The organism is Herminiimonas arsenitoxidans (genome assembly GCF_900130075.1).
GTDB lineage: Bacteria > Pseudomonadota > Gammaproteobacteria > Burkholderiales > Burkholderiaceae_D > Oxalicibacterium > Oxalicibacterium arsenitoxidans.
In genome coordinates, this window is sequence record NZ_LT671418.1 from 3,412,739 (window position 1) to 3,439,473 (window position 26,735).

21 protein-coding genes are annotated in these 26,735 nt (G+C 51.3%); 19 read left to right on the plus strand and 2 right to left on the minus strand.

What is annotated here, in order from left to right; genetic code table 11:
* Positions 1 to 117 precede the first annotated feature (117 nt).
* The gene (locus BQ6873_RS18385) at positions 118 to 243 is read right to left on the minus strand and encodes a hypothetical protein (protein WP_269457248.1); all 126 of its coding nucleotides are present in this window, start codon (positions 241 to 243) and stop codon (positions 118 to 120) included.
* A gap of 254 nt (positions 244 to 497) precedes the next feature.
* On the opposite strand from BQ6873_RS18385, the gene BQ6873_RS16140 reads away from it, so the two are divergent.
* The 6 genes from BQ6873_RS16140 to oxlT all read left to right on the plus strand — a co-directional run bounded on the left by BQ6873_RS16140 (position 498) and on the right by oxlT (position 7,392).
* Complete coding sequence (locus BQ6873_RS16140) at positions 498 to 2,666, plus strand: TonB-dependent siderophore receptor (protein WP_076593577.1); 2,169 nt, start codon at positions 498 to 500, stop codon at positions 2,664 to 2,666.
* Positions 2,667 to 2,780: 114 nt separating this feature from the next.
* A complete protein-coding gene (locus BQ6873_RS16145) occupies positions 2,781 to 3,500 on the plus strand; it encodes a DUF4198 domain-containing protein (protein WP_076593578.1) in 720 nt (239 codons plus the stop codon).
* A 12-nt stretch (positions 3,501 to 3,512) separates the two neighbouring features.
* The gene (locus tag BQ6873_RS16150; protein WP_076593579.1) at positions 3,513 to 3,803 is read left to right on the plus strand and encodes a DUF3649 domain-containing protein; all 291 of its coding nucleotides are present in this window, start codon (positions 3,513 to 3,515) and stop codon (positions 3,801 to 3,803) included.
* A complete protein-coding gene (locus BQ6873_RS16155; RefSeq protein WP_076593580.1) occupies positions 3,800 to 5,428 on the plus strand; it encodes a PepSY-associated TM helix domain-containing protein in 1,629 nt (542 codons plus the stop codon). Before BQ6873_RS16150 ends, BQ6873_RS16155 begins: the two co-directional genes overlap by 4 nt.
* Positions 5,425 to 5,778: a DUF3325 domain-containing protein gene (locus BQ6873_RS16160; protein ID WP_076593581.1), complete on the plus strand. Its 354-nt coding sequence runs from the start codon at positions 5,425 to 5,427 to the stop codon at positions 5,776 to 5,778. The genes BQ6873_RS16155 and BQ6873_RS16160 overlap by 4 nt, the downstream gene beginning before the upstream one ends.
* Before the next feature lie 327 nt (positions 5,779 to 6,105).
* The gene (oxlT, locus tag BQ6873_RS16165) at positions 6,106 to 7,392 is read left to right on the plus strand and encodes an oxalate/formate MFS antiporter (RefSeq protein WP_076593582.1); all 1,287 of its coding nucleotides are present in this window, start codon (positions 6,106 to 6,108) and stop codon (positions 7,390 to 7,392) included.
* 159 nt (positions 7,393 to 7,551) lie between these two features.
* Here oxlT and BQ6873_RS16170 read toward each other — a convergent pair whose 3' ends face one another.
* Positions 7,552 to 8,895: an MFS transporter gene (locus tag BQ6873_RS16170; RefSeq protein ID WP_076593583.1), complete on the minus strand. Its 1,344-nt coding sequence runs from the start codon at positions 8,893 to 8,895 to the stop codon at positions 7,552 to 7,554.
* Between the two features lie 149 nt (positions 8,896 to 9,044).
* Between BQ6873_RS16170 and cyoA the strand changes: the two genes are divergently transcribed.
* The 13 genes from cyoA (at position 9,045) to BQ6873_RS16235 (ending at position 26,720) form a co-directional block, all read left to right on the plus strand.
* Positions 9,045 to 10,061 carry a ubiquinol oxidase subunit II gene (gene cyoA, locus BQ6873_RS16175; protein WP_076593584.1) on the plus strand — a complete coding sequence of 339 codons (1,017 nt, stop codon included), beginning with the start codon at positions 9,045 to 9,047 and terminating at the stop codon, positions 10,059 to 10,061.
* A complete protein-coding gene (cyoB, locus tag BQ6873_RS16180) occupies positions 10,061 to 12,064 on the plus strand; it encodes a cytochrome o ubiquinol oxidase subunit I (RefSeq protein WP_076593585.1) in 2,004 nt (667 codons plus the stop codon). Before cyoA ends, cyoB begins: the two co-directional genes overlap by 1 nt.
* Positions 12,057 to 12,692, plus strand: coding sequence for a cytochrome o ubiquinol oxidase subunit III (cyoC, locus tag BQ6873_RS16185; RefSeq protein WP_076593586.1), 636 nt, complete (start codon positions 12,057 to 12,059; stop codon positions 12,690 to 12,692). The genes cyoB and cyoC overlap by 8 nt, the downstream gene beginning before the upstream one ends.
* Positions 12,689 to 13,132, plus strand: a complete 444-nt coding sequence (gene cyoD / locus BQ6873_RS16190; protein WP_076593587.1) for a cytochrome o ubiquinol oxidase subunit IV — start codon at positions 12,689 to 12,691, stop codon at positions 13,130 to 13,132. Before cyoC ends, cyoD begins: the two co-directional genes overlap by 4 nt.
* A complete protein-coding gene (locus BQ6873_RS16195) occupies positions 13,132 to 13,992 on the plus strand; it encodes an SURF1 family protein (protein ID WP_076593588.1) in 861 nt (286 codons plus the stop codon). Before cyoD ends, BQ6873_RS16195 begins: the two co-directional genes overlap by 1 nt.
* Positions 13,961 to 15,301 (plus strand): ATP-binding protein, encoded by a 1,341-nt coding sequence (locus BQ6873_RS16200; protein WP_157889181.1) that lies wholly within the window; start codon positions 13,961 to 13,963, stop codon positions 15,299 to 15,301. The genes BQ6873_RS16195 and BQ6873_RS16200 overlap by 32 nt, the downstream gene beginning before the upstream one ends.
* The gene (locus BQ6873_RS16205) at positions 15,291 to 15,827 is read left to right on the plus strand and encodes a response regulator transcription factor (RefSeq protein ID WP_076593589.1); all 537 of its coding nucleotides are present in this window, start codon (positions 15,291 to 15,293) and stop codon (positions 15,825 to 15,827) included. The genes BQ6873_RS16200 and BQ6873_RS16205 overlap by 11 nt, the downstream gene beginning before the upstream one ends.
* 138 nt (positions 15,828 to 15,965) lie before the next feature.
* The gene (locus tag BQ6873_RS16210) at positions 15,966 to 17,156 is read left to right on the plus strand and encodes an MFS transporter (protein WP_157889182.1); all 1,191 of its coding nucleotides are present in this window, start codon (positions 15,966 to 15,968) and stop codon (positions 17,154 to 17,156) included.
* Between the two features lie 493 nt (positions 17,157 to 17,649).
* A complete protein-coding gene (gene wecB / locus BQ6873_RS16215; protein ID WP_076594177.1) occupies positions 17,650 to 18,831 on the plus strand; it encodes a non-hydrolyzing UDP-N-acetylglucosamine 2-epimerase in 1,182 nt (393 codons plus the stop codon).
* Entirely contained in the window at positions 18,818 to 21,058 is a 2,241-nt protein-coding gene (locus BQ6873_RS16220; RefSeq protein WP_076593591.1) for a hypothetical protein, read from the plus strand. The genes wecB and BQ6873_RS16220 overlap by 14 nt, the downstream gene beginning before the upstream one ends.
* 1 nt (position 21,059) lies before the next feature.
* The gene (locus tag BQ6873_RS16225) at positions 21,060 to 23,204 is read left to right on the plus strand and encodes a glycosyl transferase family protein (RefSeq protein ID WP_076593592.1); all 2,145 of its coding nucleotides are present in this window, start codon (positions 21,060 to 21,062) and stop codon (positions 23,202 to 23,204) included.
* Complete coding sequence (locus BQ6873_RS16230) at positions 23,204 to 25,732, plus strand: bacteriophage N4 adsorption protein A (protein WP_076593593.1); 2,529 nt, start codon at positions 23,204 to 23,206, stop codon at positions 25,730 to 25,732. The genes BQ6873_RS16225 and BQ6873_RS16230 overlap by 1 nt, the downstream gene beginning before the upstream one ends.
* A 103-nt stretch (positions 25,733 to 25,835) precedes the next feature.
* Positions 25,836 to 26,720: a DUF4434 domain-containing protein gene (locus BQ6873_RS16235; protein WP_231949375.1), complete on the plus strand. Its 885-nt coding sequence runs from the start codon at positions 25,836 to 25,838 to the stop codon at positions 26,718 to 26,720.
* Positions 26,721 to 26,735 lie beyond the last annotated feature (15 nt).

Consider the following 26,735-nt stretch of genomic DNA (forward strand, 5'->3'; position numbering starts at 1 on the left):
ATGAAATAAATCCCAATGCGCAGCCCAAACTCAAGAAAGAGTTGGCCGCTATCGCGCTTGGCTTAAGCCCGGCGATAGATGAATTGCGCTAATGAGAAAAAGGAAGTATCGCCGGGCTTAGGAATCTGCTGCCGGCTGGAGGGCGTGTTCTGCGCCCAGAAATCTGAGCACGTGCGAAAACAGAACCGTCATCAAGGACTGTTCTGTTGCCAATGTGCCAAAGGAGTGTACGAGGATTGCCATGGGCGTGAGTATAGGCGATCTCGTGATGTGGGGCAAACCATGGCCATTTTGTAAAGTGCCGTCCTTGCCATGAGATAGGCCGTTGATTAGGTATATGCGACATGTATTGCATGCTCCAATCGGCAGTGACATATATACAAGAAAAATATCATTTGTTAATGAGAATCATTATCTATTACAATAGGCGCGATTCTTATACATTCCGCATCAGCCAGCCTTAGTCAGCCAGTGCATATTCCAAAAGGGGACGCGCTGTGCTGTGCCGTAAAACCATTACTCTCGCCGTTAGTCTGGCGTGGGCTGTTCCATTCTCTGCTGCCTTGGCGCAGCAGGGTGATTCATCAAGCAGAGATGTTGATTTGAATACATCCACCACAACCTTGCCGGCGGTACATGTGACGACGGTGTCTGATGGCAGCAGTGAACATACCGGTTCCTATGCTGCACAAGCCATCACGATAGGTTCGAAAATTCCGCAGACAGTGAGGGAAACACCTTTCTCCATCAGCGTGATTACGCGTCAGCGTCTGGATGATCAGAACATTACAAAGATCGAAGATGTTTTGAAACAAACGACAGGGATGATCGTTACGCGATTTGATGGTGGTGGTAATGCCAATAGCATTACGGCGCGAGGTTTTAGTATCGGGTCGATTCAACTGGATGGATTGCCCATCGGTCAGGCTACCAACTATACGACTGCACTGGATACATCGTTATACGACCGTATTGAGGTGTTACGTGGACCTGCTGGTTTGCTGCAAGGCGCGGGTGAGCCGGGAGGCACTATTAATCTCGTACGTAAACGTGCAAGGGCGGATTTTGCTGGCAACGCTGCCGTCATGCTGGGTTCCTGGGATGCGCGGCGCGCCGAATTTGATGTCACCAGCAAGCTGGTTGAGTCAGGTGCGATACGGGCGCGCGTAGTGGGCGTGGTAGACAATCGTGATTCATATGTGGATATCGTCAAGAACGATAAAACCGTAGGTTACGGCACGATTGAAATGGATTTGAGCCCACAGACCACACTGTCCCTAGGTGCTTCGCAACAGAAACTGGATACCGTGCGTGACCTTGGATTGCCGACCTATGCAAACGGCACTTTGATCAATCTGCCACGTTCAACTTTCGTTGGCCGGAGTGGTAATACACAGAAGCAGGAAACCAGCGAGATGTTTGCCGAGTTGGAGCATAGGCTTAGTGGTGGCGGTTTGATGAAATTCTCTGCTCGTGAGGTAGAGCGTTATACCTATGATTATGGTGTGCGTGGTAATAGTTTCCCCAATCCGCTTACCGGATTGATGAATTTGCAAGGTGCTGCATCTGAGCGTGAAACGACAAGCCGCAATCTTGACGCATACATCACTACGCCGTTTGAGTTGGGTGGACGTACGCATCGTGCTTTGGTTGGTATGAGTTACAGCACAGAGAATGATAAGACTGCATCGACGACGACTGGCCCCGCTGGTGGTGGTACTTTGAATATCTTCCAGCCGAATTACAACGTGGCTTTACCAGTCATGAACATCGGACCTTACACCACAGGGGCTAATCAAACTCAGACTGGCATATACGGTCAAGTGCAACTCAAGCCATTTGATCGCTGGACTTTTCTGCTCGGTGGACGTGTCAGTCGGTGGAATACGGAAGCTGTTGATTTGATTAGTGGTGTAGTCACGTCACCGCAAAAACTCAAGCCGAAGTTTACGCCGCTTACCGCAGCGATATTCGAGTTGAATCAGCAGTCATCTTTATATGCCAGCTATGCAGAAACCTTCGTTGCGCAGACTGCGCTCGATATCAATAACAAACTCTTGGCGCCACGTACTGGTTCGCAGATTGAGTTTGGTATCAAGAGCGAGTTTTACAACAAGCGCTTGAATACGCATTTAGCGCTGTTCCGCATCTTCGACAAGGATAGGGCCATTGCCGATCCAAACAACACTACCAAATCGGTTGCTGGCGGCGAGATACAAAGCCAGGGACTGGAAGCGGAAGTCAGTGGACAGATACGTCCTGGTTGGGAGATGACGGCGGGTTATGCCTATACCGATTTTAAATATCTCAAGGTGCCGGTGAATGCAGTGACGACAGGAACACCCAAACATAATGTCAATGTGTGGTCCAAACATACCTGGCGTGATGGCGCATTCAAGCGTTGGAGCGTGGCAGGCGGTTTGAGGAGCATGAGTAAAACGTATGCAACAAGTGGCACGGCAGCAAATCCTATCCGAATAGATGCAAAAGGCTACACCATCTTCAATGCACAAATCGGCTATCAAATCAGTCCGACGACGACTGCGAGTCTGACCGTCAACAATCTGTTTGATAAAACTTATTACGAGAAGGTCAGCATGCCTAGCCGGCAGAATTTTTATGGCGAACCGCGCAGTGTGATGTTGGCGCTCAGGACGGCTTGGTAGGGAAGAATATTTAGTAAGAAAGAAAAATGTCCACGTGTGCCAGATGTTTTTCTGCAAGCAAGTATGTGCAGCACGAGTAGTCATTATTGTATTCATTTAAAAGGAACGACCTTCATGAAACGACGCCTTGCATTACTTCCATTGATGACGGCATTGATGTTTGCCGGAGCTGCACATGCACATCAAATTTGGCTGGAGCAGACACCAAAAGCAGCGAGCTTGTACTTCGGTGAATTTGATCGCAATCTGCGCGAAACTTCGCCCGGCTTGCTCGATAAAATCACTCAAGCAAGTGCAACCTTATCTAGTGACAAGGGTGAGAAAGTTTTAGCTTTCACCAGAAAAGACAGTGCACTTGTGCTTCCGGGGCATGCAGGTAAAAACGAATCGATCTTTACTGAGGATGTCGATTTCCCTGTATCGGAATACAAGAATGGCGATGTGACGGTTCGTTCCGCCAGAATACTGGGTGCACGTTTAGTCACATCGAATGCTGTGCAAGCACCCAAGCTCACACTTGATCTGGTTACGACCGGCAAGCAAGGTGAGTTCAAGGTGTATTACAAAGGGCAGCCGCAAGCCAAGGTCAAAGTCGGTTTGATCGCGCAATCGGGTTGGACGAGAGAAGCATCAACGAATGAGCAAGGTGTAGTGAAGTTCGATCTGCCTTGGCAAGGTACGTATGTACTGGAAGTGCGTTACGTAGACAAGACGCCGGGCGAACGTGCTGGCAAGCCGTACGACTTCACCAACTTCATGACGACTTTATCACTGTCGCAAACAACGGGCATCAAGGCATTGCCGACAACGCCAGCCGAGACGCCGAATAAATAAGTAATCAAGAAAATGAAATTTAACGAAGGATTGCAGTATCGCCTTGGTGTTGCCTCACGCGCCATAGCCGCCATTCTTGGCGGTTATGCGGTGACGGCGCTTACTACCGCTGTGCTGTCTTTAGTGTTGCCGATGGCGCGCGTCGATGCTGTCATGACGGCGACTTTGCTGTCGTTTACCGTCTATACCTGCGCGGTGCTGTGGGTGTTCGCAGCGCGGAGTGCATTCCATGCCTGGATGGGCATAGGCTTACCTGCCGTAGTCCTGGGTTTGGGATTGCTGGCATATCGGAGCATCGCATGAGAGAGGGATTCCGCCAGTCGATGGCGTGGTTGCATACCTGGTCGGGTTTGCTGGTGTGCTGGATATTGTTTCTGGTTTTTTCTGCAGGTACGGCTTCGTATTTCCGCGATGAGATCAGCTTGTGGATGAAGCCTGAATTGCATGCGGCGGCGGCAACGCCGGTACCAGCCAATCAGGTGGTACAGAACGCGTTACGCATGCTGGAAAAAGAAGCACCTGGTGCGGCGCGCTGGTCCATCGATTTGCCGGATGAGCGCAATCAGGCAGTGGGCGTGCTCTGGATAGGACAGCCGGAGAAAGGCAAAAAAGGACGAGGTAAGCTCGAAAGAGCGCAACTGAATCCTGCTACCGGCGAACGTCTGGAGGAAGTCAGGGAAACACGCGGTGGCGATTTTCTATATCGACTGCACTTTGATCTACATTACATGCCGGCAATTTGGGCGCGCTGGATCGTCGGTTTTTGCGCAATGTTCATGCTGATCGCAATCGTCAGTGGTGTCATTACACACAAGCGCATCTTCAAGGATTTCTTTACCTTCCGACCGAAGAAAGGTCAGCGTTCATGGCTGGATGCGCACAACGCGGTTGCCGTGCTTGCCTTGCCATATCACTTGATGATTACGTATACAGGTTTGGTTACCTTGATGTTCATGTACATGCCTTTCGGTGCACAGGTGGCGTACAAGGGCGATGAAAAGACCTTCCTAGCAGAAGCATTGCCGCAAGGAGAAAACCGAAAATTTGTAGGTCAGCCAGCGTCATTGACCGCACTTGCACCTTTGATGGCGCAAGCAGAGAAACACTGGAACGGCGGGGAGGTTGGCCGCGTCACGATCACTAATCCAGGCGATGCGAGCGCCACCATTCAAATCAGACGCGAACCGGAAAAGAAACTTTCTATTGCGCGTCAGACCATGCAGTTCGATGGTGTAAGCGGCGCGCTTATCACCACGACTGGTGATGAGGTCAGCGGCGCTGCCGAATCCAGAAATGTGTTGTTCGGTTTGCACATGGCGAATTTTGCGAATCCATTATTGCGCGCGCTATTTTTTCTGTGTGGTTTGGCTGGATGCGCGATGGTTGCTACCGGCGCTTTGTTGTGGGGAGTCAAGAAGCGACAGAGTTATGCAAAGGTATTGGCAAAAGGCGGACGTGTGGGATTCGGTTTACGCCTGGTTGATGGCTTGAACATAGGCGCGATTGCTGGTTTGCCGATAGCGTTTGCGAGTTATTTCTGGGCTAACCGTTTATTGCCGGTTGGTTTGGATGGACGTGCAGATGCAGAAATAAATTGGTTCTTTATCGCATGGGGCATCGCGGCAGTACTGGCACACATTCGCCCTGATCGTTGCATGTGGCAATGGCAATTGAGTGTCGGTGGCTTGTTGTTTGCCTTGCTGCCGGTACTGAATATATTTACTACGCACTCGCATCTGGGGGTGACGCTGTTACAGGGCAAAGGGCCGTGGGCGGTTGCAGGCTTCGATTTGTTTGTGCTGGTATTTGGACTTGCTTTACTTTATGCCGCCAAGCGCTTGAAGCGGAAGGCGGGCATTGTCAAAGTAAAGTCGCAGGAAAAGGTAATTGGCGACAGTGATCGCTCCTCGATGCAGGAGGCTGCATGAGTGAGTTTGGTTTTGCGACGGGCTTGGCGCTGGCTTATAGCGGCTGGACTGCACTGAGTCTTGCGATGGATAGACACTATGCCGATATCTATGGTCGCGGCAAAGAGTTGGATCAAGCAACGCGTAAGCGATATCGATGGACAGGAACGCTGGCGCTGATTGCGACCTTTGCTGTGTGTGTCAAGTTGGCTGGATGGACGATAGGTGCCGTCTTGTGTCTTGGCACTATGACGATGGGTGCTTTGCTGTTGGTTTTATTGCTGACCTACGCACCGAAGCGCGCGGTTCCATTCGGTAAATTGGCTGGATTGTTTTCTGCCTTGCTTGCTCTGATGTGGTTGCTGGCTTGAATCATGCCTGCACTGCATCAGGATATATATCTGTTTGCCTAAGTAATTGTCGTTTAGCGTTACTTAGACAGAAGATAGAGCATTTTTCATCGCACAGTTTTTCGATGTTTAATGTCGCTCTAAAGCGAGTTGCCAAGAGATGAATATCTCGATTGGCATACTCCTTGCCTTCTCCTGCCAGACTATTTCTTGGATAACGATATGGAATTTATTTCGTTGTACATGATCTGATTACATATCTAGGGCACCCAAACCGCATCATTTTTAACGTGGGCTACCCAAAGTTCAGCTGCTGCAAATTTATGTATCCTTTTATAGGTGATAAAAATGGCAAATGCATATGTGGGTGCTCTTGATTCGGAAAAAGTGACAGGCTACAAAAACCGTTGGATGCAGTTGGTCATCGGCATTGTGTGCATGGGTTTGGTTGCCAATCTACAGTACGGTTGGACCCTGTTCGTAGAGCCAATGGAGAATAAGCACCATTGGGGAACAGCAGCCATTCAGCTCGCATTTTCCATTTTTATCGTGATCGAAACATGGCTGGTACCGATTGAGGGCTGGCTGGGCGATAAGTTCGGTCCGCGTCCGGTCGTAGCCGGCGGCGCAATCTTTGCCGGTCTTGGCTGGATCATGAATAGTTATGCGACTTCGCTGCCTATGTTGTACGCGGCAGCGGTCGTATCCGGTATCGGCGCTGGTTGCGTCTACGGTACTTGCGTCGGTAATGCACTCAAGTGGTTCCCTGATCGTCGCGGTTTGGCGGCGGGTCTGACTGCTGCCGGTTTTGGTGCAGGCGCTGCTGTTACTGTGATCCCGATCGCCAATATGATAGGGAGTGCAGGCTACGAAAAAACCTTTCTCACATTCGGCATTATTCAGGGTGTAGCCATCTTTGTGCTGGCGCTGCTTTTGGTCAGACCCAAAGCACCGGCGCATGCGATTGCCAGAGTGGGCACCGTGACTAAGGTTGATTACACGACCAAGCAAATGCTCAAAACGCCGGTGTTTTGGCTGATCTATGTGATCTATGTTTTGGTCGCTGCCGGTGGTGTGATGGCGACGGCGCAACTGGGTCCGATTGCACATGACTTTGGTATCAGTTCTACACCTATCTCCATGTTTGGTGCGACCTTGCCCTTGTTGACCTTGGCGCTGTCTATCGACAATGTGGCGAATGGTTTGACGCGTCCTTTGTGTGGTTTTATCTCCGACAAAATCGGCCGTGAGAATACGATGTTCATTGTATTTATCGGCGAGGGTTTGGCTTTGCTCGGCTTGATGAAGTATGGGCACAACCCGTATATGTTCATCACGTTTGCTGCGCTGATCTTCATGTTCTGGGGTGAAATTTTCTCGATCTTTCCAGCAATCTGTGGCGATACCTTTGGCAGCAAATTCGCTACCGCGAATGCCGGTACTTTGTACACAGCCAAAGGTGTAGCCGCACTGATGGTGCCGCTGGCTTCGGTCGTGGCTGCGGGAGGTAACTGGAACCGCGTGTTTATTCTTGCTGCGGTTGTCACGATAGGTGCGGGTATAGCTGCCAAGTTCGTGCTTTTGCCTATGCGGAAGCGCTTCTTGTCTGCTTCGGAAGTAAAGGCGGGAAGCTGAAGGTGATGATTCAGACAGAAGGTTTAATGCATCTGTTTGATGTGAAGATAAATGGCATGAACGTGGCCAAATAAAGAATGGGCTGGCGATAAAAAAGGACAGACATATTTACTATGTCTGCCCTTTTTATTTGTGGCGTGTTTAGCCCCACATTACATACTAGTTCTTGATTTCCAAGGCACGGTTGAGGCTCAATGCAGCGAGTGAACCGACAGCACCAGACAGCAAATATAGGCTGACGTAACCCAGACCGAAATGCGCGGACAGTCCCAGCGCGACCAGCGGTGCGAAACCTGCGCCTACCAACCACGCCAGATCGGACGTGAGTGCTGCGCCGGTATAGCGGTACTTGGCAGGGAAGTTGGCAGAAACCGCACCAGCTGCCTGACCATACGATAAGCCGAGCAAGCCGAAGCCGACGATGATGAAGATATCTTGGCCGAGTTCGCTACCACCCATCAAGAAGGGAACAAAGCCGCTGAATACCGCAATCAGAGCCGCCAAGGCGCCGAGCGTGGTGCGACGGCCAAAGCGATCTGCAATCAAACCGGAAGCAATCACGCCAATCGCTGCCAAACCGGCCCCCCACATTTGCACGTGCAAGAAAGCACTGATAGAACGTTCCGAATACAAGGTAATCCAGGACAGAGGAAATACCGTGACCAGATGGAACAGTGCATAGCTGGCCAGAGCCGCGAGTGCGCCGATGATCAGATTACGTCCTTGCGAGCGGGTGATTTCAACGGCACTGGTCGGTTCCAGTTCCTGTTCATCCAGCAGGCGGCTATATTCAGGTGTCGAGACCAGACGCAAGCGTGCGAACAGCGCGACCACGTTGATGGCGAACGCTACGTAGAACGGATAGCGCCAACCCCAGTCAAGGAAGTCCGCTCTGGAAATTGAAGACAGCAAATAAGCGAACAAGCCGGCCGCAATTACGAAACCTGTCGGTGCACCTAATTGTCCAAGCATCGCATACCAGCCGCGTCGATTTTGCGGTGCGTTGAGCGCCAGCAAGGAAGGCAAGCCATCCCAGGAGCCACCCAATGCAATACCTTGGCCGATACGCAACACTGACAGCAGCACAATCGCGGTCACACCCAAATGCGTATAAGTTGGCAGGAAAGCAATGCCAGCCGTGGATGCGCCGAGCAGGAAGAGGGCGAGCGTGAGCTTGGCTTCTCGGCTAAACCGTCGTTGAATTGCCATAAAGGCAACTGTGCCGAGCGGTCGGGCAATAAATGCGAACGAAAAGACCGTAAAGGCGTAGAGTGTGCCTGTTAGCGGGTCTGCAAACGGAAAGAAAACGGACGGGAATACCAGCACTGAAGCAATGGCATAGACAAAGAAGTCGAAATATTCGGAAGTGCGGCCAATAACCACTCCGATAGCGATTTCCCCCGGGGCAATGTGTCCGCCGCGGGTGTTGATGATTCTAGGGCCATCGCCTGGTGAGGCAAGTTTGGAGTCAGCTGGGAGTCCTGTGTCATACGTGGTGGCCATAATCTTTGTCTCCAATCATGTTAATCAACGCGCTGACGCTGCCCCACACCACAAGTCCCTTACCCGTAGGGTGGGACAAAACGTCCAATCGGCAACGCGCGCTGTTTGCGTTACATTAGCACGATCTCCCAACCTCCGTAATGCATTGAATGACTTCTTTGATAACTCGTCGCGGATTACTTCTATTACCACTCGCATTGCTGGCTGGATGTGACCTGGTTGTACTGAATCCATCTGGTGACATAGCCGCTCAGCAGGGACAACTTATCGTTGTTTCCACGCTACTCATGTTGTTGATCATTGTCCCTGTGATCGCTCTGACGATTTTTTTCGCATGGCGCTATCGTAAGAGCAATACAGCAGCTAAATACGACCCAGACTGGGATCATTCCACCCAATTGGAACTTGTGATCTGGGGCGCACCGCTACTTATCATTATCGCCTTGGGTTTGATCACATGGATCAGTACACACAAGCTGGACCCGTATCGTCCGCTTGATCGTCTGGATGCCAACCGTCCGATTTCGGCTGCTGCCGAACCGTTGACGATTGAAGTCGTGGCGCTCGATTGGAAGTGGTTGTTCATCTATCCTGAACAAGGTATCGCGACCGTCAATGAATTGGCGACGCCGATAGACGTGCCGGTCCGCTTCAAGATCACTGCATCTACTGTGATGAATTCCTTCTATATTCCTGCACTGGCTGGTCAGATCTATGCAATGCCGGGTATGGAAACACAACTCAATGCGGTCATCAACGAGCCTGGCGTATTTGATGGTTTCTCATCGAACTTCAGTGGTGCGGGCTTCTCGCACATGCGCTTCAAGTATCACGGCATGGATGTGGCTGACTTCGACAAGTGGGTGAAGGACGCCAAGCAAAAAGGTCAGACGCTGGATCGCGCGGTCTACACCGAGCTGGAAAAACCAAGCGAACGTGAACCGGTGCGTTACTACGGCAAGGTCGCTCCTGATTTGTATCAAGCGATTTTGAATCGTTGTGTGGTTGAAGGCACTCCTTGCATGAACAAGACTATGCATGACGATGCAAATCGCATGAAGGTTCAGGCCGCAGCCAAGAATTTCCTCAGAGACGAAAAGACTGCCCTTGCTGAAATCGATGCAGCGGTATGTACTCCGTCCACCAATTTATTGAAGAGTAACTAATGCAAGACCATACTGATCTGACGAAGCTTATCTTCGGCCGTCTGAGCTGGGACGCGATTCCGTTCCACGAGCCTATTCTGCTGGTAACGTTTGCAATGGTTGTCCTTGGCGGCATCGCGGTTCTCGGCGGTATCACTTACTTCCGCTTGTGGGGCACTTTGTGGCGCGACTGGATTACCAGTATCGATCACAAGAAAATCGGCATCATGTACATGATCCTCGGTTTGGTCATGTTGATGCGCGGCTTTGCCGATGCATTGATGATGCGTGCGCAACAAGCGATCGCTTTTGGCGATAATCCTGGCTTCCTGCCACCACATCACTACGATCAAGTTTTCACCGCGCATGGCGTGATCATGATTTTCTTCGTGGCGATGCCGTTGATTACAGGTTTGATGAACTATGTAGTGCCGCTGCAAATCGGTGCGCGCGACGTGGCTTTCCCATTCCTGAATAACTTCAGCTTCTGGATGACGACCTTTGGTGCCATGCTGGTTATGGCCTCCTTGTTCGTTGGTGAATTCGCCAAGACCGGCTGGCTGGCTTATCCGCCGTTGTCGGGGATATTGGCGAGTCCGGATGTCGGGGTGGATTACTACATCTGGTCATTACAGATTGCCGGGGTTGGGACACTGCTATCCGGCGTCAACCTGATCGCGACCATCGTCAAGATGCGCGCGCCAGGCATGGACATGATGAAAATGCCAGTATTCACCTGGACGGCTCTGTGTGCCAACGTTTTGATCGTTGCTGCTTTCCCGATCTTGACCGCAGTGCTCGCCATGCTGTCGCTGGATCGCGTGCTCGATACCAACTTCTTCACGAATGATCTTGGCGGCAATCCGATGATGTACGTCAATCTGATCTGGATCTGGGGTCATCCTGAAGTTTATATTCTGATCTTGCCGTTGTTTGGCGTGTTCTCGGAAGTGGTATCGACTTTCTCGGCCAAGCGTTTGTTCGGTTACACCTCGATGGTGTACGCGACGGTCGTTATTACCATCCTGTCGTATCTGGTTTGGCTGCATCACTTCTTCACCATGGGTTCCGGCGCGAGCGTTAACTCGTTCTTCGGTATTACCACGATGATTATCTCGATCCCAACCGGCGCGAAGATTTTCAACTGGTTATTCACGATGTATCGCGGCCGTATTCGTTTCGAACTGCCTATGATGTGGACCATCGGCTTCATGATCACTTTCGTGATCGGCGGTATGACCGGCGTCTTGCTGGCAGTACCACCAGCCGACTTCGTATTACATAACAGCCTGTTCCTGATCGCTCACTTCCATAACGTGATTATTGGTGGCGTAGTGTTCGGTGTGTTCGCGGCGATCAATTACTGGTTCCCGAAAGCATTTGGCTACAAGCTCGACGTGTTCTGGGGTAAATGCTCGTTCTGGTTCTGGATCATCGGTTTCTGGATGGCGTTTATGCCGTTGTACATCCTCGGCTTGATGGGCGTGACCCGTCGTATGAGTCAGTTCCAGGATCCATCGCTGCAAATCTGGTTCCAGATCGCTGCGGTCGGCGCTGTGTTGATTGCACTCGGTATCGGTTCGATGCTGATCCAGTTCTATGTCAGCTACAAACGTCGTGATGAATTGCGTGATGTGACCGGCGATCCTTGGGGTGGCCGTACGCTGGAGTGGTCGACATCGTCGCCACCACCAGACTATAACTTCGCATTCACACCTAAGGTCTACGATAACGATACCTGGGCTGACATGAAGAAGAATGGTTACAAGCGTCCATTGACAGGTTTCACTGCGATCCATATGCCGAAGAACACGGCAGCTGGTTTCATCATCTCGGCTATCAGTGCAGCGGTTGGCTTCTGCCTGATCTGGCAAATGTGGCTGATGGCGGGCGTTACCTTTGTGGTGCTGATCGCAGCCATCATCATCCATACCTTTAATTACAAACGCGATTTTTATATTTCGGAAGAAGAAGTTACTCGTACCGAAAATCTTCGCACTCGCTTGTTGGAAAGCCATGTCTGAAATCACTGCAAATTCTGCCAGCGCGATGAGCGCTGACCCGAGCGCACGTTTTTACGTGCAAGAGCACCATCCGGAAAACGGCACCTTGCTCGGTTTCTGGCTGTATCTGATGAGCGATTGCCTGGTTTTTGCGAGTCTGTTCGCGACTTATGCAGTATTGGGTCGTAACTACGCAGGCGGTCCTACCGGTGCTGAATTGTTTGACTTGCCACTGGTGGCGATGAATACAGCTTTCCTGCTGTTGTCGTCGATTACCTACGGCTTTGCGATGCTGGAAGCACAACGCAAACGTCTGAAGGCCACCATGATTTGGTTGGTTGTGACTGGTTTGCTCGGCGCAGCCTTCCTCGCATTGGAACTGTATGAATTCAGTCATCTGATCCATGAAGGTGCAGGACCACAACGTAGCGCGTTCCTGACATCATTCTTTGCTCTGGTTGCTACCCATGGTTTGCACGTGACTTTCGGTATCGTCTGGTTGGTAACCTTGTTGTTCCAACTTAAACGTCACGGTTTGATTCCTGAAAACAAGCGTCGTCTGATGTGCCTGTCGATGTTCTGGCATTTCCTGGACGTGATCTGGATCGGTGTATTTACCTTTGTTTATCTGATGGGAGTGTTGCCATGAGCGAACATCACGCACACGCGGCACACGGTGCCGACCACGGTCATCACGACCACGACGATCATGCCCATGGCAGCTTGAAGAGCTACACGATAGGCTTCATTCTGTCGGTCATCCTGACGGCAATTCCATTTTGGCTGGTGATGGGCAATGTGTTCGAAAAATCGAGCACGACATCATTTGTCATCCTCGGCTTTGCTGCAGTACAGATCGTTGTGCACATGATTTACTTCCTGCACATGAATACCAAATCCGAAGGCGGTTGGTCGGTTCTGGCTCTGGTCTTTACGATCATGGTGGTGGTAATCATGTTGGCCGGTTCGATCTGGGTCATGTATCACATGAATCACAATATGATGCCGAGCATGATGTCTGATCCTACGGGTGAAATGCATATGCCATCCAGCGAGATGCCTGCAACACATCAGATGAACCATAAGTAATGTCAGATAAGTCTGTACAAACAAGCGGCTCGGTTTCGAAAGAAGCCGAGCCGCTTTTACGTTCGCGCACCACCTTGCTGGTGCTGGCTGTGATCGCGGCCGTCTTGTTCACGGGGCTGGTTGCGTTGGGGACCTGGCAGGTATATCGCCTGCAATGGAAACTTGCGCTGATCGAACGAGTAGATCAACGTGTGCATGCAGCACCTGTACCCGCTCCGGGACCGGATCGCTGGTCGCAAGTCAGTGCAGCTAACGACGAGTATCGTCATGTGAGTGTGACGGGTACCTTCCTTCATTCACTTTCCACCAAGGTTCAGGCCGTGACTGAACTTGGCAGCGGTTATTGGCTGCTGACACCTTTGCGCAGAGCGGATGGCAGCGTAGTGTTGATTAATCGGGGTTATATCCCCGAGCGTGCCAATATCGGGTCTGTTGGTCCGGACGAAGTCGTTACCGTGACTGGCTTGTTGCGCATCAGTGAACCGGGCGGCGGCTTTCTTCGCCATAACGATCCTGTCGGCAATCGCTGGTATTCACGCGATGTGCAGGCAATTGCAGCGATGCATAAGTTGTCGAATGTTGCGCCGTACTTTATTGACGCGGATGCAAGCAAGTATTCCGTTGCCAATCCTGCAGCAGAAGCTACGTCTGCCCAGCCGGTTGGCGGTTTGACGGTCATCTCGTTTCACAATAACCATCTGGTCTATGCACTTACTTGGTATGCTCTTGCCTTGATGGTGGCAGGCGCGGCTTTTTGGCTGATGCGTGAAGAGCGTAGGGCGCGTGCCAACAGTCGACGTGCTGATTGTATAGACCGAGAAACTGAAGATGCTGGGAAAAACCGAGATTCCTGCGAGTAAAGAAAACACACGCTGGACTGCCGTGCGCGGTGAGAACGCCGCCGGTCACAAGAATATGCAGCAGTTGATACAACTGCGCTGGATCGCCGTCGTTGGGCAACTTACAACTATCGCTGTCGTCACGCTTGGTTTTGGCATCGAACTTCCAGTGCGCCACATGCTGGAAGTGCTGGTCTGTCTGGTCGCCTTCAATATCGCTAGTCATCTGCGCTGGCACGAACGGCCTAGCGTCTCAAACAAGGAATTGTTTCTCGCACTGCTGGTCGATGTCGCCATCTTGACGGCGCAGCTATATCTCAGTGGCGGCACTTCCAACCCTTTCGTATTCCTTTATCTGTTACAGATCATACTCAGCGCAGTGCTGCTGGAGGCCTGGACGACCTGGACTATCGTCGCGATCACCAGCGCATGCTTGGTTGCGCTTTCTGTACTATCCACTCCGCTGATCTTGCCCTACGATCATGAGCTGCGTTTTTTCAGCTTGTATGTGCAAGGTACGTTGATTTGCTTTGCATTGAATGCGATCTTGCTGGCCTTCTTTGTGACGCGCATCAACCGTAATCTGCGCGCTGGCGATGCGCAACTCGCCGACTTGCGCAAACGTGCGGCCGAGGAAGAGCACATCGTGCGTATGGGTTTGCTGGCCTCGGGTGCTGCGCATGAACTGGGTACGCCGCTGGCGACGTTATCAGTGATTCTTGGCGACTGGCGACGGATGCCTGAGTTCAGCAAGAATCAGGAATTGCAGGATGAAATTGCCGAGATGGAAACGCAGCTAAAGCGCTGCAAATCCATCGTCAGCAGCATCCTCTTATCAGCCGGTGAAGCGCGTGGTGAATCATCGGTCAAAACGACACTCAATACTTTCTTGAATGATCTGGCGGAAGAGTGGCGCAGCAGTCGGCCTATCGTTTCCTTTGAATATAAAAACCGGATACAGCCGGATATTCCCGTGGTCTTTGACTCAGTCCTCAAGCAAATGATTTGCAATGTGCTCGATAATGCACTTGAAGCTTCACCACTATGGGTACGTCTCGAAGCATCGCGTGAAGAAGATCAGCTGATTCTATTGATTACAGATTCCGGTCCTGGCTTTGTGCCTGCAATGTTGTCGCAGTTAGGCAAACCGTATCAGTCAACCAAAGGGCGGGCGGGTAGTGGTTTGGGATTATTTCTGGTTGTGAATGTGGCGCGTAAATTGGGCGGTACTGTAGCAGCACGCAATCGTGCAGAAGGTGGGGCAGTGGTTGAGCTCACCTTGCCGCTTGCCGCAATTAGTTTAGACGAGGATGAAGAAAATGGCGGGTGATCGTCTATTGTTGATTATTGAAGACGATGCCGCTTTTGCTCGCACGCTAGGTCGCTCATTCGAGCGTCGCGGCTACACGGTGTTGTTGGCGGCGAATCTGGATGCTGCTGCAGTTTTGTTGCGCGAACATTCTCCGCGTTATGCAGTAGTCGATCTGAAACTGGAAGGAAATACTTCCGGCCTCGCTTGCGTACAAATGCTGCACAAGCATGACCCTGAAATGTTGATCGTGGTATTGACCGGCTTCGCCAGTTTGAACACAGCAGTCGAAGCGATCAAGCTGGGCGCGTGCCAATATCTTGCCAAGCCATCCAACACTGACGATATCGAAGCCGCTTTCGGTCATGTTGCCGGTGTGGTCGACATTGAGTTGAGCAATCGTTCGACTTCGATCAAGACGCTGGAGTGGGAGCGCATACATGAAGTGTTGGTGGAAACAGACTTTAATATCTCTGAAGCTGCTCGTCGTCTTGGCATGCATAGACGTACACTGGCGCGTAAGCTGGAAAAGCAGCGCATCAAATAAGCTTGATCGCAGTCTTTGCTGCAAAGGCATAAGACTCGGTTTCTCGCATTGAGTAAGCTTTTTTTCTGGCAGACAAGCTTTACTGATTTCATTTAAGCTTCTGCCATGTCATCCAAAGATTACCCTTCTTCTGAAGCTATGCCTTCAGATAAATATATCCACACCTCCGCATTGTTATTGATGGCGCTGGCGTCGGGTTTGTGCGCGGGTGGTAATTATTTCAATCAACCTTTGTTGCATTCGATAGCGCTCAGCCTCAATGTCAGCGAGACGACTGCTGCGCTGACTGTGACGATGGCACAGGTGTCTTATGCGTTTGGCTTGGTGTTGCTGGTGCCTTTGGGTGACAAGCTTGAGCGTCGCGGTCTGGCAGTGACCTTGATGCTATTGGCTGCGATGGGTCAGTTCATTAGCGGTTTCTCTTCCAATATCAATATGTTGTTTGTTGGCATCATCATGGCCGGATTGTTTTCTGTCGCTGCGCAGATACTGGTTCCGATGGCAGCAATTTTGTCTGATCCAAAACGTAGCGGACAAGCGGTTGGTTTGGTGATGAGTGGTTTGTTGATCGGCATTCTGACAGCACGTAGTGTGGCGGGCTTGTTGTCGGAGTTGGGTGGTTGGACCACGGTGTATCGCGTCGCGGGTGTAACGATGCTGCTGGTGGCGATGTCCTTGTGGTTTTTGCTGCCGCCATCACGTAATCCTGAGCAGGTGAGTTATGCGCAAGTGCTGCGTTCCATGACTGCATTGATCGCTCGTTATCCTCGTTTGCGGAGTCGTTCATTGATGGGGGCGTTGTCGTTCGCTTCAGTCAGCGTATTGTTTTCGACGATGGCTTTGTTATTGTCCGGCCCGGGGCATGGTTTGACTGATGGCAGTATCGGATTGGTTGGCCTGGTTGGTATTGCAGGTGCCTTGATGGCGAACGTTGCTGGTCGTCTGGCCGATCGCGGTTGGGGGCAAGTGACCAGCGTGACATGTGTTTTCTTGTTATTGCTGAGTTGGGCATGCTTTTGGTTCAGTACCAGCAGTTTGATGTGGTTCCTGATCGGGATGCTGATTATTGATCTTGCCTTGCAAGGGCTGCATATCACTAATCAAAACGTAGTCTTGCATTTGGAACCCGAAGCGCGCTCACGGCTGAATGCGGTGTACATGACCAGTTATTTTATTGGCGCGGCATCTGGTTCAGCGCTGGGTTCTCTTGCGTGGGAACTAGGCGGTTGGCATGCGATTTGTGGTGTCGGCGTTGTGTTGACTGTGTTGGCGGGCGTGGTGTTGATGTACGATCAGCGCCTTGCTAAAGAAAATCCATCATTTACATGATGACTACGTATCACTAAATTCTTGACCTACTGACAGGCGCAAGGCCGCTTCTTCAGCGTTGTTAAAGCCTCACTACTCTTTTCAATCATTTCTCATCAGTAATACATTTCTCCTAGTGAGCGAGATTGTTCTACTTCAAGTTTCTGTGTTTACGGCAAAGCTGTACAGACATGGGAATCATGCTCTGCATCCATTTTCTTCTCTCATGCGTATACATCTTCATAAGGCGTTATTGACCGATTGAGTCAGTTTTCGTTGCGATGCAAGCTTCTATGAAGGTTGTGACTTTAAGAATTGTTAATATATAGACAATCATTTTGCATAAGTCATGTGATATATATGTATACATGTTTTTGAAATTCGCCCCGAAAAGTGTCTTGAGGTAACAAAAGTAACGCTTCCTAAAACATGAATGCCGCGGATGGTATGTGGCAATAAATAAGTTGTTGGTCTTGTAAAAGATCGACAATTTTTAGAGAGGATAGTGTTGCGTGTGAAAATACTTTCTATTTTCGGCACACGTCCAGAAGCCATCAAGATGGCGCCTTTGGTGCGCGCACTCGAACAGGCTCCAGGCATCGAATCGGTGGTCTGTATCACCGGCCAGCATCGCACGATGCTGGAACAGGTGATGACACTATTCGAGATCAAGGCAGATCACGATTTAGATGTGATGGTGCCGAATCAATCGCTCAATTCTTTATGCTCCCGTATTTTTTCCAAACTCGATCCTATTCTGGAAAGCGAACAGCCTGACAGAGTACTGGTGCACGGCGACACGACAACCGCAATGGTTGCAGCGACCGCAGCATTTCATCGTCGAATTCCGGTTGGGCATGTGGAGGCTGGTTTGCGTACTGGCGATTTGACGCAGCCGTGGCCGGAAGAAATGAATCGGCGTGTCATTGACGTCATGAGTGATTTTCTTTTCGCGCCAACGGTCAGCTCTCGCGACAATCTTTTGCGTGAAAATTTAGGCGGACGCATCGTCGTTACCGGCAATACCGTGATTGATGCCTTGCAGTTGACGGCACAACGCCTTGAAAAAAATGCAGCCTTGCGTAGCCAACTGGATGCGAAATTCCCCTTCATCTCGCCGCAACGGCGGATCTTGCTGGTCACAGGTCATAGACGCGAAAATTTTGGCGATGGCTTCGCACATATTTGTGAGGCGTTGGCTGAATTGGCAGAGCGTCCCGACATCGATATTGTCTATCCGGTGCATCTCAATCCCAATGTCCGTGGTCCGGTATTGCAAGTGCTATCGAATCTGCCGCGTGTGCATTTGATTGAACCACTGGATTATCTGGAGTTTGTGCGCTTGATGCAGTTGTCGTATGTGGTGCTGACAGACTCAGGTGGCGTGCAGGAAGAAGCGCCATCGCTAGGCAAGCCGGTCTTGGTCATGCGCGATGTGACTGAACGCCCGGAAGCAGTGGCAGCCGGTACTGTCGAGCTGATAGGAACCGGCAAGCAGCGCATCGTCGATGCGGTCACGCTCTTGTTTGATGATCGCCAAAAATATGCCCGGTTTTCCAATGTCACTAATCCCTATGGCGATGGCCATGCCTCGTCACGCATCGTGCGTGCCTTGTTGGGCAAGGCTTATGAAGAATTTAATGCTGATGCATCCCTGAGCGAATTTCTACCTAGAGGAAATTATGCGCGTACTTAATCGCATTCATAACAATACAAAAACTCCCACTTCCATGCTGCTGTCGTTAATGGGTTTGCTGACCCTGTGCATGCTTACACATAACGCATGGTCAGCGGATGGCGTAGGGCGTTATTTTCAGCAAATGGCGGCGGATCAGTCGGTGACGCGCGAGGTGACATTGAAAGAGTTGGGTATGTCTGTGCCACTTATTTTTAACGGTGCCAACAGTCAACGCGACATATTTCTGCCAGTGCCGGCTGGCGTACCGGTTATGAACGCTGCATTGCAATTCGATGCCAGCTATCTGCGCGCCGATGGTGGGCGTACTTCTATGACTTTGTCTGTAGATGGCTATCCGGTAGTGGCACGCAAGCTGGCAGAAGATCAGGGCGACCTTAGTCAAGGTGTTGCGATTTCGGGCCAACCGCGTAGCGATGGCTTTATACATTTTGGCATCCAGTGGTCTTCAGTCATGTCGGAGACGGTGTGTAGCGACCAGCGTGCCCCTGGAAATGCTTTAAGAGTGGAGCCTAGTTCCCGTTTTACTTATAGCTATGATCGTAGCGCGATCAAATCAATAGCGACGGCATGGAGTGCTTTGCCACCGAATCCGGTCGTGCTAGTGTCCAGTCGCACATTGACGGCAGATGCTTACGATACTGCCTGGCGCATGGGTTTGACTTTGAAGCGGGCCGCTAAAAAGCCGCGCTGGATGTCGGTGCCTGCCGTTGGCGATACGGTTAATCTTTCTTCCATCAGCGTACCGCCTGAGCTGCGCGGCATTCCGTCTTTTGCTGCGTTAATGAATGGCGATACGCAGTACAAGATCAAGAACAATGCGGAAATCGCCGCCTTGTTTATTCTCGGTAATCAGGGGCCTTTTCGCGCTGATCTAGTGATTGCCGATGCGGCGTTGAATAAAATTTTGCGTGATGCGATGAATGCATTGGGTGCAGAAATCCAGGCGAGCTCGGCTGATACGGGCACGATTTACCAGACTTGGCTGAAGACTGATGTGGCGATACTGGATCAACCGAATGCTGTTGATCAGGTTCGTCTTACTTCCTTCGTGGGTAGTCCTGTGATCATGGTGTCGGCCAAAGGTGGCGCGAAGGCTGCGGCTCTATTTGATACCTTGTGGCGTCCGATCGCGGCTTCCAAGGATGTGACGGTAGAGACCGCCGAAGCCCTGAGAGGAAAGGCTGCGACTGTATTGCTCAGCCAGTTCGGTGCCATCAACGGCACGATCGAAGTGTCGGAAAAAAGTGAACGTTCCGTCACGTTTGAGATCGGCGAATTAGTCGGTAGCGGTCGCTTGCCCAGCCAGATCGTGTTTGACGTGTCGGCTGCACCCGGCACCAGTGGTGAGGCACCGGTAGTTTCCATTTTCCTTAATGACTATTTGCTGGGTGCCCGCGTGATGACGGTCGATGGACAGCCGCATCGCATTGCAGTGGATATTCCGTATTACACGCTGGCGGCACACAACACCATACGCATTGCCTTTTTACGTCAACCTTCCAAGCTCCATTGCCATGATGTTGCGACTTCATTCCCGGTCGCTATTTTCCCCGGCAGTCATTTGAAATTAAAACAGATGGCGGTTGGTAATAACTTTGTCGGTATCGCGGCACGCTATGCGAAAGAAAGTACGCTCATTGTCAAGGATGAGTGGCTCAAAGATGCGCTGGCTATGCTGCCGATGACGGTACGTATGGCCGATGCCGCCGGCCTGTCATCAATACATACGGATTTTTTAGTATTGAAACAAGGTGAGGTATTCAAGCCGACAACGCCTTTTCTGGCGATGGACGTGCCGCTGGAAAGCAAAGCTTCTGCTGAAGCGCATGACGGTATGCTGGTACTGAATGGTGCCGAGAAGACACCCATCCTGCAATTGAAAGGGTTGGATGGTGTGGGTGTAGCGGAAGTCATGGAGATTAACGGTCATAGTGGTATTCGTTACTACACCGTAGGTAAACACATGCCGCTGCTGAACAATAGCTTCCGTCTGGCGCATGGCAACCTCGCAGTGCTGACTGATGCCGGTCCGGTACTGCAGATAGACAAGGACGATCCGACCGACAGCCGTTTTGCGCTGGAAGATAATCCTCAGTCGCTATGGCAACGCTATATGTGGGTGTGGTTGATTGTAATTGCGGTCATCATCTTCATTTTGATTTCTGCGCGTGTCGCACAGGTACGCCGTAACAGACGCAAGGCTGCCGAATCGATGGGTTTATGACTTGAGCTCTTCATCTATATTCTGGCCAGTATTTTTTGCACAGTATTACAGTGCGCTGGAAAGTATCGCCGTCGTGGTGGCGATCATTATTCTGATTTCCAGTCTGGATGATTTGTTCATTGATACATGGTATTGGGCGCGCGAAATTTATCGCAAATTCACTATCAAGAAGAATAAAAACTATCGTCCCTTAACACCAGAGCAAATCAAGGAGCGTGACGAACAGCATTTGGCAATCATGGTGCCAGCCTGGCTGGAATATGACGTGATCGCACAGATGATAGAAAGCATGGTGGCGACGCTCGACTATCGCAACTACACGGTGTTTGTCGGTACCTACGTCAATGACAGTGCAACGATAGAAGAAGTGGAGCGCATGCGGCGTCGCTACAAGCAATTGCGCCGTGTTGAGGTTCCACATGACGGGCCGACGTGCAAGGCGGATTGTCTGAACTGGGTGATACAGGCGATTTTCCTGCATGAACAACAAGCCGGGATCGAGTTCGCCGGTGTCATCCTGCACGACAGCGAAGACGTGCTGCATCCATTGGAGCTGAAGTTCTTCAATTACCTGTTACCGCGCAAGGACATGATCCAGTTGCCGGTCGCTTCGCTGGAACGCGAGTGGTACGAACTGGTGGCAGGCGTGTATATGGATGAATTCGCTGAGTGGCATGCGAAGGATCTGGTGGTGCGCGAAAGCGTCACCGGTACTGTGCCATCAGCCGGCGTTGGTACTTGTTTTTCACGGCGTGCATTGCTGGCGCTGGCAGCAGCAACCAATAATCAGCCTTTCAATACCGAAAGCCTGACCGAAGATTATGACGTCGGTAATCGTCTGGCGGCGATGGGCATGAAGTCTATCTTTGCGCTGTTCCCGGTGGATTTCGTGACGCGCGGGCGCCGCTGGTTTGGTTTGGGGGTGGACAAGGAACGCATTATCAGGATGCCTTTATGTGTACGCGAATTTTTCCCTGATACCTTCCGTACCTCTTATCGACAAAAGGCGCGCTGGGTACTCGGCATCAGCATGCAAAATTGGGAGCAGATGGGTTGGCGCGGTTCTATCGCACATAGGTATTTATTGTTCCGTGACCGCAAAGGAATATTGACGTCTATCGTCAGTGTTGTGGCGTATATCTTGTTCCTTCAATTCATATTGTTTTACCTGGCACATCTGGCTGGTATCTGGACCATGGAGTTTCCCAGCCTCTTTCTGCAATACAGCTGGTTACAGTGGGTTGCGCAGTTCATTTTATTTGCCCTGGCCTTGCGTATCATTCAGCGCTTTTATTTTGTGACGCGTCTGTATGGCTGGGAGCATGGCTTGATGTCTATCCCGCGCATGGTGGTTGGGAATGTCATCAACTTCATGGCGGTATGTCGGGCGTGGAAATTGTTTTCCGGTTATATGCTGATGGGAAAAAATATGGTGTGGGATAAGACCATGCACGATTTCCCATCGACTTCGCAATTGGTACAGAAACGCCAGCTGTTGGGCGAAGTTTTGACTGCATGGCAAGCCGTTGATGCTAACAAGATGAGTGATGCCTTGGATGAGCGTGAAAGAACGCAGAAGCCTTTGGGGCGTATCCTGATTTCAAATGGCTGGCTGGATGAGGAAACATTGGCTGAGGCAATTGCCTTCCAGGCCGATCTGCCGCGCGCGCATATCGATGCCGAGTTGATTGAAAAGTACGCAGGTTATGTGCCGCAAGAACTATGTGTACGCATGCGCGCGCTGTATATCGGTAATGACGTGCGACAGCGGCCTATTGTTGCAGTATCTGCTCCGCTTTCTAAAGATGCGATGCAGGAGTTGTCGATAGTCTTCGGGCAGGATCCCGCACAGCGTATTGCACGCGATAGCGAGATTGCCGCAGGTTTGCGTGTACTGCGTGGTGAAAGTGATGCTTTCAAAATACTTGAGGACGGTGCGGCAGGCGTACCTCTGTTGGGTGATTTGTTGATAGATCGCGGACTGGTACGGCGCGATGCTTTTGATAAAGCGATGGATGCATATCGTCCTGATGAACACGGACGTATCGGCGATCATCTGGTTGCCAGTGGAGTGATTGAACGTCATGTCATAGAACAAGTGGTGGAAGAGCAACGTCGTCTACAAGCAGCACAAGAGAGCCATTAATGAAAAAAACAAAACTTCTTTTTTTGCTGTTAATGCATGCAGGTATGATTGCGAACGTTAATGCGCAAGAGTCGGAGCTGCCGCTGAGCGGACCTGCTTATGACATTGCAGATGCTGCTTACAAGGCGTATGCCCGTGGCGATTATGCACAGGCAGTGCAACAGGCGCGCGAAGCAGTACGTCTGCGTCCGGATGTACTCAGGTTGAAGCAATTGTTGACGCAAGCGGAAGAGGCGCAAAAAAATCAAGGGAAGGCAACATCTACACCAAAAGCCGCGACAGGAAAACCAGCTAGCGCGGCTAATCCGGCATACACGGCGGCCAACAAGGCTTACAAGGCATACGCAAAGCAAGACTATGAGGCGGCCGTCGGTGATGCGCAAAATGCGGTGCGACTGGACCCTGCGAACGCATCGTACTGGACTCTGCTAATTAATTCTCAGATTGCAGCGCAACGATATGCGGAAGCGGAAAAAACCGTAATTGAGGCAATGCAGCGCTTCGGTGCCACCGCATCCTTGGTGAGTCAACGTGAAGTGGTAAATCAGAATATCGCCGCGCAAGCAGGTAGCGCAATTTATCAAGCCTTGGAGCAGCAGAATTTTTCAAAAGCGGTGTCCTCAGCGCATCGTGCCGTGGCGTATGCACCAGAGAAAAGGATATATCGTTTGTTGCTGGTGCACTCTCTGCTGAGTGCGAATCGGCTGGAAGAAGCCGAGCAAGCTTTGGAACCATTACTGAAAAAAGCTGATGACCCTGTGCCATTAATATGGCGCGGTTATATCAAGCAGCGTTTGGGGCAACGTGCTGCGGCGATTGCCGATTTCGAGAAAGCGCTATCCATGCGCAGTGAATTGACGACGGAAGAACGAGTGAATCTACGTCTGATCGTTGCCGATGCTGGTTTGAGCGCAGGCGAGTCGGATGCAACATTGGAAGTCTTGCAGACGCTGGATGGAAATGCAGCTGTGGCGACACGCAAGCGCAGTGCCGCCGAAATGCGTTTACGTCTGGCACGACCAGGCAGTGTCGCGACAAACAAAATCATGCAGCCACCTGCCTTGCGTTGCCGCAGCGCGACTAACGGTGAAGTCTGCAGTCTGGTGCCTGGCGCTGCGCCTGCCGACCCGGCTTATGCCAGCGCCGATGCTGCTTACAAGGCCTTGGCCAAGCGCGACTATTCATTGGCACTGAGTAAGGTGCGTGAGGCATTGCAATTGTCACCTGATAACCCTGCATATCAATTACTGCTGGTAGATATACTGAGTCGCGATGGTCAATTGGCTGAGGCCGAGCGTGAGGCGACGCTGGCACTGGATAAAGGCAATCGTGATCCGGAATTGCGTGCGCAAAGAGGGCGTGTGCGGCTAGCCTTATATAAAACGCAATTGGCTGATGAAGATTTCAATCAAGTGCTGCTGTCAAACGATGCATCGCTACCCTTGCAAATCGAAATGCTCTCCAAATTAGGTAGGCGCAACGAGGCGCGCCAGCGTTTCAATGCGGCATCGGAGGCAGGTGCTTTCGATGGCATGTCCAAGGTCGAGTTGGCTTATCTGGCAGCATCCGCCGGTGATAGCCTGGGTGCATTCACTTTGTTTGACCTAGCCTATCGGGATGGCAGTCTGCCACCCAATGCAATACCAGATGCCGGCTATGCAGCGTTGAATGCACGTCGTGATCCAGAGGCCACGACTTACTTCCGACGGACCGTGGATGCGGTGGATAAGGGTGATATTGCGATGGCGCCGCAACAGTTGTTTGAAACGCGGCGTGGAATTGCCGACCTTGAACGTAGCTGGGGCGCAGTGGCATCGCTGAATTATCGCGGCTCCAGTCTGCAGCCTGGTTCGGGGATCGCGCCTAGTGGTACGAATAATACGGCGCAGATAGGTGGTGAAGTGTACTGGCGGCCATTCGGTTATCGCAGTGGGCGACCGATAGAAGTGTATGCCAGCGTGTTTGAGACGGTGTACAGCAAGGACAAAGCGCTTACCGGTGCACCTACCGCACAGGGTGGTGTGGGTGTGCGCTGGAAGCCATTCAGCGAGACGAATGTGATTGTGGCCTTGCAACGCCAGATCAAGATAGGATCGGCTTCCGGCGACGGCGACTGGTTGGCACGCCTGGCATATTCGAATTCTTTCGGTACCGATCTGCGTGTCGATAAACCCAGCTGGTGGACCGGACAGATATTTGGTGAGGTCGGGCGCTATATAGACCAGAAGCAAACCTATTCAATCTTTGAAGGCCAGCTCGGACGTAGCTATCGCTTGGACGACATTAACCCGAATCTGACCATCACCCCGCATTTTGTCATCGGTTCGGATTTCAATTCGACATTAAGAGTGCCGGCTGAAAAAACTGCAGTGGGAGCCGGTCCTGGTGTGAACGTTCGTTATTGGTATCGTCAGGATCACTACAAGGCACCACAGTCTTATGTTGATTTCTCGCTCCAGTATCGTTTCAAAATATCGGGTGACGAGCGTGCCCAAGGTGTGGTTTTACGCACGACGTTTTATTACTGATGAGCATGTTGTTTGAAGCATATGAGTATGCGATTTTCTCTGCATATTTCGCCCATCGCACAAAGAGCGCACAATGACCTTCTTTGTTCGGTGGGGAATGAATATGCAATTTGCAGATGCTTCCATACCCGCACGGCGTGGTTCTCGCGCATTCTTGCGCGGCAGCCTGCTGATGTTGTTCATGAGTATTTGCATCGGTCATAGTTCGGCAGCCTCCATTACAGGCATTGTTTGGCAGCCTGAAAACGCGACGATAGCGCCACAAGGCAAGTGGGATCAAATCGGCGCACATCAATTACTGATTCAGTGGACTGCTGTTGATAATCTAGCTTTCGTTGCCGATGCCGGGATTCCTGTCGCGCCACAATTACCGGACTGGAAGCGCATTGCCGGTGAACCATGGGCGCGTGAAGTCATACTCGGTTTAGCTGGATATTTTGATGAAAACAAAGCACGCGCCAATCTGGATGAGCTGGGTGCATTGTCTGCACGACTGGCAAAATTACCGACGCCCTTGAATGTGGTTGGCTGGTATTTCCCGGTAGAGATAGACCCAACCTGGAACAATGCCGCCAAGCTGGCGCCCTTGTTGGCAAGCTTGCCGCGTCCTTTGTGGATCAGCGTATATGACAGTGCGAACGTCGGGCCGGATGATGTGGCGAAATGGCTGGCGTCCTGGTTGCCCAAAGACGTAGGTGTGTTTTTTCAAGACGGCGTCGGTGTACATGCGCGTGAAGCACATATTGCAGTCGACTACCTGAATGCGCTGGAAAAACGTTTGGGGAAACAGCGTGTGCGCGTGATTGCCGAAGCGTTCAGACCGCAGATTGGCGGTGGTTTTCGCTCTGCGACAATTGACGAACTGATGCCGCAACTTAATGCGTATGGCACGCGTAAAGTTTATTTATTCGACGGTCCGCATTATGTGTCGGATACGCTGGTAGATGAAATCAAGAGCAGATTGAAACAAGAGAAGACTAAGCGCTGAAGTGATACTTACGCA